7 protein-coding genes are annotated in these 7,561 nt (G+C 58.5%); 3 read left to right on the forward strand and 4 right to left on the reverse strand.

The window, feature by feature from the left end:
- Positions 1-50 precede the first annotated feature (50 nt).
- Positions 51-1,301 carry an ARPP-1 family domain-containing protein gene (locus tag WA354_RS25460; RefSeq protein ID WP_472815836.1) on the forward strand — a complete coding sequence of 417 codons (1,251 nt, stop codon included), beginning with the start codon at positions 51-53 and terminating at the stop codon, positions 1,299-1,301.
- Positions 1,302-1,363: 62 nt separating this feature from the next.
- Here the strand turns inward: WA354_RS25460 and WA354_RS25465 are convergent, their stop codons facing one another.
- Genes WA354_RS25465 through WA354_RS25480 form a run of 4 tightly spaced genes read right to left on the reverse strand, consistent with a single transcriptional unit; the run spans position 1,364 to position 5,570 of the window.
- Entirely contained in the window at positions 1,364-3,097 is a 1,734-nt protein-coding gene (locus tag WA354_RS25465; protein WP_472815837.1) for a hypothetical protein, read from the reverse strand.
- A 30-nt stretch (positions 3,098-3,127) separates the two neighbouring features.
- Positions 3,128-4,303: an NrfD/PsrC family molybdoenzyme membrane anchor subunit gene (gene nrfD / locus WA354_RS25470; RefSeq protein WP_472815838.1), complete on the reverse strand. Its 1,176-nt coding sequence runs from the start codon at positions 4,301-4,303 to the stop codon at positions 3,128-3,130.
- A 41-nt stretch (positions 4,304-4,344) separates the two neighbouring features.
- Positions 4,345-5,076 carry a 4Fe-4S dicluster domain-containing protein gene (locus tag WA354_RS25475; protein WP_472815839.1) on the reverse strand — a complete coding sequence of 244 codons (732 nt, stop codon included), beginning with the start codon at positions 5,074-5,076 and terminating at the stop codon, positions 4,345-4,347.
- The gene (locus WA354_RS25480) at positions 5,073-5,570 is read right to left on the reverse strand and encodes a multiheme c-type cytochrome (protein ID WP_472815840.1); all 498 of its coding nucleotides are present in this window, start codon (positions 5,568-5,570) and stop codon (positions 5,073-5,075) included. The genes WA354_RS25475 and WA354_RS25480 overlap by 4 nt, the downstream gene beginning before the upstream one ends.
- A gap of 352 nt (positions 5,571-5,922) precedes the next feature.
- Between WA354_RS25480 and WA354_RS25485 the strand changes: the two genes are divergently transcribed.
- Together WA354_RS25485 and coaE are read left to right on the forward strand one after the other, a co-directional pair.
- Positions 5,923-6,837 carry a bifunctional 5,10-methylenetetrahydrofolate dehydrogenase/5,10-methenyltetrahydrofolate cyclohydrolase gene (locus tag WA354_RS25485; protein ID WP_472815841.1) on the forward strand — a complete coding sequence of 305 codons (915 nt, stop codon included), beginning with the start codon at positions 5,923-5,925 and terminating at the stop codon, positions 6,835-6,837.
- A 3-nt stretch (positions 6,838-6,840) separates the two neighbouring features.
- Entirely contained in the window at positions 6,841-7,524 is a 684-nt protein-coding gene (gene coaE / locus WA354_RS25490; RefSeq protein WP_472815842.1) for a dephospho-CoA kinase, read from the forward strand.
- The last annotated feature ends 37 nt before the right edge of the window (positions 7,525-7,561 follow it).

Genomic DNA, 7,561 nt, shown 5'->3' on the forward strand with positions numbered 1-7,561 from the left:
CCCCGTTCCCAGCCCAGAGCCGGAGCTGATGCTGCCGGCGGAGGGTACGCATGAGCATTCCGGTCAAGTTGACTCTTCTCGGGTCTACGCTTTTGGCTACCGCACTGATTGCAGGTTTTGTATTGCATTTGAAAGATGTGCGAGCCGCGGGTGGGCCGATGGAACAGCCGCACGGCCCCTATCGCGTCCTGACACCGATTGAGAGCGGCAATCTGCTTCTCTTTCCCGTGGTGCAATCTGGCAAGATGCCGGCGTCCCCTTTTCTCACGCTCGATGAAGGCATCAAGAGCGGGCAGGTCGAAGTCACGGAAGCAGGGAGAGTTCGCGGTCTCGTGCGCCCCCGTCCCACGCAGGGCAGAATTGACAATGGTGTATTCCGGCCCATTCCGAATGCCGAACCAGCCCAGTACCGCGGCGATCAGGTCAACACGCTGGTGTTGATAAATAACTCCGACAAGCCTTTGCTCTTGCTGGCAGGCGAAATTGTTACAGGGGGCAAGCAGGACCGTGTCATCGCCAAAGACCGCATTGTGCCCGCAGGCAACGACCCCATCGACTTGGGCGTCTTCTGCATCGAGCCTGGGCGCTGGACGGAAGACGCAGCGACCTTCGGCGGATCAGCAAAGGCGCCTGCTCAGAGCATGATGGTTCAACCTTCGGTGCGCGCCAAGGCGATGGTGGACAAAGATCAGCAGCAGGTGTGGGACTCAGTGCACGGCAGCATTGCTGCTGCACTCGCTGCGCCGGTTTCACCCGCTTCGGGAGTCGCCGTTGCCCAGCAACCGCGCGCTGTCGGCGATCCCAATAGTCTTGGAACCACCAGCTATGCCCGCGCCATGCAGAACACGGCTGTGAGCGAGAAGGTAGATGAGGCTGCGGCTCCGGTGATGAAGTCGCGTGAGCAGGTTCTTGAAAAGCTTCGCGAAGAACATGCCGTCGGCGTGGTGGTGGCCGTGCGGGGTGAGATTGTGTGGGCTGATATCTTCGCCGATACCGATTTGCTGGGACGCTATTGGACCAAGCTGGTTCGGTCGTACGCCGCGGAGAGCTTGCTTGGCGGCGAAGCGCATGCAACGCCGACCGTTGCCGATGCACAGCGCTTTCTCGATGCGCCCTCAGGCGGCACCGAGACCAGCGTCGGAGACCTGGGCGTATATCGCTACCGCGAACTTCGCTCCGGCGGCACCGAAACATTTGTGCTGGAATCGTTGCTGCCGGGAACGGATTATGACGTACACATCAGCAAGGTCAAGCTGCGCGGTGAAGCACGACGTGTCGGCGCGCTTTATCTGAATCACTAAAAGCCGCATTCAGGCGATGGAGCGGCGCAGGTTCCTGATTTGCCATGACGCGCAACCACCGATCAGCGTCCTATGGGCACAAGAGTCTTTGCGTGAGACGCCGCGCACGACTTCGTTCCAAGGCGCACAAGGCGTGGTACGGCAATCAGGGCCACGGCAAACAGGAAGATCGACGCAGCGATAAATTCCATGTGCCCGTGGCGCAGGTCCTCAAACAACAGCTTGGCTGCGATAAATGCCAGCGCGACATATGCCATGCGCGTCACGGCGATGCGTCCCATGCGCGGACCAGCATATGCCAGGCACAACGACACGGCGGAAATCACGAGTGTGCGCAGGAATGCGATGTGATGCGAGTCCGGAGCAACGGCAAGCGTTGCAAACGCCACTACACCATGAACCAGTAAGGCGGAAACTGCTGTTACAGCCAGCAACGCGACCACCAGGCGTAAAAACTGGTGCGCCAATCCATCCTCTGTCGCGTCACTGCGGGCTGCATATGCGGCGACGGCAGCACTCGCTGCGACCCACACAGCCAGTTCTGGTCTGACCGGCAGCGAAGATACGAGCGCGTGGAACACATAGGGTGCCAAGCCTGCAGCCGCAGCGGAGGTGCAAAGGAATGCGGCTCCGTGCCATTCAAGCATTGTCGAGTCAATTTGTGGCGCAACTACATAGGTAACGAGTCCGGCGACCGCGAGCAACACTGATGCACCCGCTTGCGGCAAGGACCAAAGCGCTCCCGCAACGAATAGAGCCGCACTCCAGATGCTGAACGTGGCGAGATTTCGAATCTCTCCATGACTTCGCAGGAGGCGAAAACTCGCGAAGTACCCTGCCACGGAGAGAACCATGCAGGTGATGCCAAGGAGCGTCGCCGATCGCAATGCAAAAGACAGCAGGCCCCAGATTGCAAGCCCGAAGGCAACCATCACCTGAACAATTTCAAAGATGCCGATCTTCTTGCTTTCAAAGATTGCGCGAACGGTCACGCCTGCTGCATTGATTACAAAAAGCGCAAGCGCTGGGAATACCAAGGCTGCGACGCTCAGTTCTGGATACTCCGCACGTGCGCTCGGTGGCCCGCCGTAGATGAAGATGATTCCCCATATCGAAGCGTCGGCGACGAGCGCGACGAGAGGCCACATCGGCCGCGCATGGCCCATTACCCTGGCAGATTCGCTTAGCAGGACTATCAGCAGTAACACGACTACAAAAGGCAACACCGCATGTGTGGCTATCGAAAGCGCAATTGCTGTTGCAGTCGTCGCACCGTAGACCAGCCAGAGAACCTGAGAGGAGTTCCGACTCCATACCAATGCAGAGGCCAAGCCCGCGAAGGCCGCAAGCACGGCAGCCGTTACGTAGGGAGCAAAAACATTGAAGTTCTGCGTCTCTTCCCACAGCATCGGGACGAGGATCACCACCGCGGTTCCCGCGTACACGAGCGGCGCAATTGCTGAAGCTTTCGCGCCGCGCGCCGCCCACACCAGCCACGCAAATGCATAAGCAATTGCCACCGCGGCAACGATGAGCTTCGGTGCCATGCCTGCTTCTGCGACTGCCCTTAACACGTACGCCCCAGCGATGCCGAGCATCGCACGGCCCAAAAGCGAAAACATGTTCTGTGTTTGCAAGGATGTTTCGCCGTCGCGCGTTACGGCGCTTGCGGACGCGACGATCGACATGGCTTCCGGAGCAATTGCCTCATCGGGATGCTCCAGCGCATGGACTCGCTTCTCCAGCTTGTCCACTCGGCTCAAGAGCAATTCGAAGGAACCGGGAGATTCAGTCATACCTCACCCGATCGGCAAAATTCACAGCGATCAATCGCCAGTAGTGGCCTGGGTCGCGTGCTCGGTAAATGGCGGCAACAGTTTCACAAGGGCCCACAGAATGAAGAGCGGCAAGATGGTCAATCCGATGGCTACCAGCGAACCCTCGCGGGTAACCAGCGCCATCTTGTAGGTCGTATAGCCCAGGAAGCTCTTCGAGAAAAGCTGGCCGCCGATGACGACGTTCCAGCGCATCGCAAAGATGCCTACCATCGCCAAACATCCCGATGTCACATACATGCGTTTGCGAACCTGCTCAGGCAACTTGACCACCTGCGTGATGAACAGCAGTACCAGCGGCGTCAGTGTTCCCAGGATGATCTGGATGACGATGTGCGAGAAATATAGTTTGGTGTGCACCATGAAGTTCAGGCTACGGAAGGATTCGTCGGCCTCATAAACACGGTGGATCAGGTCCAGCATCTCCAGGCTGAAATCAATGATGAAGATGTAAAACAGGTACATCGCGATTGAATCGACGCAACGGATATCGATGGGCTGCTTGCGCAACTTGGTCACAGCCATGTAGATGAGCATCACGGCGGCAATGCCCGAGACCATTGCCGAGAAAATGAAGACTACGGGCATGAGCGGCGAGGACCACCATGGGTTTGCCTTGATTGATCCGAAGATGAATCCGACATACCCATGCAGCAGGAATGCAGACGGAATACCGATGAGCGTGACAATCCAGCCGACCTTGTCGTCAATGTGCAGCGACCGCGGGCTGATGTTGTCAGAACCCAGCGTCATCACCTTGTAGATAATTCGGAGCAGTCCCTTGCTTGAGCGCGACAACAGCACGATGTCGTGCCGGTAGTCGAGCCAGATCTCAAACACCAGCACCGCCATCAGGTACCAGAGATAGACGTAACCGAACATCGCCATCGCCGAGGTGCTATGTGGCGTGAAGTACATCTCCGGCGACCGCTCCGGGTGGCCCAGATGCAACTGCAGCGGCAGCGGAGCCACGATCAGAAACGAAAGGGCGGTAAGAAGCGCCAGACGGTACGTGGGCTTCACGGCTTCAACGTGGAACACGCGCTCGAGCGAAGCCAGAATGAATGCGCCCGCCACCAGCCCTGTAATAAACGGATACAGCACAATCAGCACGCTCCACTGCAACCCGATTTCATTGGGATACATGAAGCCTTCAACGCCGCTCATAATCTTTCCCTGCTCCTGAAGGAACATCGCGAGATAGCACATTAGCGCACCGACCCATCTAGCCCGTAGTAGTAGGCTTTTGCACCCGTCGCCATTTGCGGCTTTAGGACTTGCACACTATGCGTCTTCAGGAATTCGTGAATGGGATCCTTCGGATTCTTAAGATCCACAAGTTGCCGCGCGCCGGTGGGGCAGTTCTCTGCGCAGGCTGTCGTGAGCCCCTTGGTGATGCGGTGGTAACAAAGCGTGCACTTGTCTGCGACCTTCTTCTCCGGATGAATGTAGCGGCACCCGTATGGGCACGCCTGCACGCAGTAGGCGCAACCAAGGCAGTATTTCTGGTCAACCAGCACCACCCCGTCGGGAGTCACAAATGTCGCGCCAACCGGGCACACCTGTGTGCATGGCGAATCCGCGCAGTGGTTGCACATCTTCGGAACGAAGAAATACTTGCCCTCATCTTCCTTCGCCACCGGAAATCCCTCTTTGCCTCCATCGGGCGAGATGACCTCAGGATTGGTCATGTTCTCGTCGGACACGTGATAGCGCTCAACCCACGTGCGGAAGTAGCCGTCGGGCACATCGTTCTCTGCTGCGCATGCGCGAACGCAGTTGCCGCAGCCGATGCATTTGGGCACATCGATCAGCATTCCCCACCAGTGCTCTGACATCTTGTAGTTCTCGGCCTGCTCCGGCGTTCCGGCCAGCACCGACTTCCAGGCAATCGCCGCCGCTGGCATCAGTACCAGAAAATGACGTCGCGATAGGTTCACTTTGCACCTCCTGCTGCCGGCTTGGCTGGAGCCGACGCATCGATGGCCGGGCTATGCGGCTGATGGCAGGTTTCGCATGGAACCCCATTGGAGTGATCGGCCGGATCGACCTGCGGAAATCCTTTTGGCTTGGCAGCACTTGCCGTGTGGCACCGCGCGCAAAGCACCGCAGTATCCAGCTTCACGGGCGTTACCGACGATGGATCGTCTGCGTGCTTCGCTAACGGTCCATGACACGCCTCGCAGTTCACATGCGCGTGCTTTCCTTTGCTCTTCACATCGAGCACATCGGTGTGACACGACTCGCAGGCTTGATGGCCGGCAAACTTCACCGGGCGGGCTGCAATCTCAGCGATGGAGGCGCCACGATAATGCCCATATTGCCCGAAGCTCGGCGGGACCACGTAATGTCGGACGACGAGAAAAACAATGAAAGCGAGAACGAAGAGTCCCGCGAATCGGAATAGATGCCCTGCATCTTTAAAGACGCTCATTGCAGCTGTATCTCCCTGACGCTGCCAGCACAAGGCCTACTGAAAAAGGGCCTCGTGTGATCCAGATCATGTTCACCACCGAGAGTGTCTGCCTGACGCAATGCCTGTATGTGAGACAAATCACGAACGTGTGTGACGGCCACCGCATTGGTTGCTCAACTCACTGAAGTGCAAGAGCTTATATGTCTCTTCTTTGGGCTATGCAAGGGTCCTGATTCTGTTCAATGTGAGGAAAATCACGGATACGGCGATGGCTTAACGCGAATCGGCACCCGCTCTTCGCCTCACCCGACGCTGCGTCGCGGCCAGCGTCGCCGCAGATCGAGAAGATACGATTGAATGGGAGAGAACGATGGCAAGAATCCTCGATGGGGCAGCCATTGCTGCTGCGATCAAGTTGGAAGTGGCAGCGGAGGTGCACGCGCTTGCGGCACAAGGAATCCGGCCTGGTCTGGCGGCGGTGCTGGTCGGGCATGTCCCGGCGTCGGAGATATACGTCCGCAGCAAGGTGCAGACCTGCGCTGAACTCGGCCTCTTCAGCGAGCTGATTACGCCAGCTGACACCGTGACGACCGAAGAGATGCTGGACCTGATCCGTGCCCTGAACGATCGTGATGATATCGACGGGATCCTAATCCAACTGCCGCTGCCTAAGCAAGTTGACACCAAGGCGCTGCTCGATTCCGTGCTTCCAGCGAAGGATGTGGACGGCTTTCACCCGGTGAATGCCGGAAAACTGCAGGCCGGTCGGCCAGCCCTGGCGCCGTGCACGCCGGCGGGCGTTATTGAGATCCTCAAGCGCAGTAACCTGCCTATCAGCGGGCAACATGCCGTCGTTGTCGGACGAAGCGACATTGTGGGCAAGCCTGTTGCCATGCTGCTGCTGCACGAGAATGCCACGGTGACGATTTGCCACTCGAAGACGCGCGATCTGGGCGCGGTAACGAGGGGGGCTGACATTCTGGTGGCGGCGATCGGCCGGGCGGGATTCATCACTCCGGAGATGGTGAAGCCGGGTGTCACCATTATTGATGTGGGCATCAATCGCATCACGACGCTCGAGGATTTTGACCGATTCTTTGCTGGAGACGCCAAGCGCGCTGCAACCTTCGCCAAGCGCGGCTCGACGATTGTGGGCGATGTGGATCCTAAGGCCTTCCAACTGGCCGGCGCGTACACACCTGTTCCAGGCGGTGTGGGCCCGCTGACGATCGCAATGCTGATGTCGAATACTGTGCGCGCCGCCAAGATGCGGCGGGGCCTCTAGCCAATGCTGCGCGTCGGACTGACCGGCGGCCTGGGCAGCGGCAAGAGCACCGTTGCTCAGATGTTGCGGGAACTGGGCGCCGAAGTCATCGAATCAGACGAGCTGGGCCGCGCGCTGATGGAACCCGGCGAGGCGGCGTTCAATGAAATTGTCCGCGTCTTTGGGCGAGAGGTTATGCTGCCGGATGGACATCTGAATCGTGCGCGGTTAGCTGAACTCGCCTTCAAAGGTGGCCGTGTGAAGGAACTGAACGCGATCATTCACCCGGCAGTGATTGAGGCCCAGCGACTGCGGATGAACCAGGTTTTCGAACGCGATCCGGCGGCTGTTGCAGTGGTCGTCTCGGCGCTCATCTTTGAAGTTGAACGCGATGCTCGCGCGGAGGGTGAGGCCAGCGCAGTCTTCACAGAGTTGCGCAAGCGGATCGACCGCGTCGTTCTGGTGACTGCTCCTGATGAGGTGAAGATCGCACGCTATGTCGGCCGGATCGCTGCTTCCGTTGCCGATCGCCAGGCAGCCGAGGCAGATGCCCGGGCGCGGCTTGTGCACCAGATCCCAGACAGCGAAAAGGTGCTTCGTGCCGACTACGTGCTTGAAAACACCGGCGATATTGAAGCGCTTCGCGCGCAGGTGAAGGCGCTTTGGCCTCATTTGAAGCGGGAAAGCAACTCAAACGTTCAAAGGTGATTATTAGAATAGAAGCAACGGAAGACCGGGTGTGAAC

It is taken from the genome of Occallatibacter sp. (assembly GCF_049802275.1).
GTDB lineage: Bacteria > Acidobacteriota > Terriglobia > Terriglobales > Acidobacteriaceae > Telmatobacter.

Excerpts from the sequence above, each read along its gene's own strand:
- WA354_RS25460 (WP_472815836.1), top strand. The coding sequence starts at position 51 with ATGAGCATTCCGGTCAAGTTGACTCTTCTCGGGTCTACGCTTTTGGCT.
- WA354_RS25485 (WP_472815841.1), top strand. The coding sequence starts at position 5,923 with ATGGCAAGAATCCTCGATGGGGCAGCCATTGCTGCTGCGATCAAGTTG.
- coaE (WP_472815842.1), top strand. The coding sequence starts at position 6,841 with ATGCTGCGCGTCGGACTGACCGGCGGCCTGGGCAGCGGCAAGAGCACC.
- WA354_RS25465 (WP_472815837.1), bottom strand. The coding sequence starts at position 3,097 with ATGACTGAATCTCCCGGTTCCTTCGAATTGCTCTTGAGCCGAGTGGAC.
- WA354_RS25480 (WP_472815840.1), bottom strand. The coding sequence starts at position 5,570 with ATGAGCGTCTTTAAAGATGCAGGGCATCTATTCCGATTCGCGGGACTC.
- nrfD (WP_472815838.1), bottom strand. The coding sequence starts at position 4,303 with ATGAGCGGCGTTGAAGGCTTCATGTATCCCAATGAAATCGGGTTGCAG.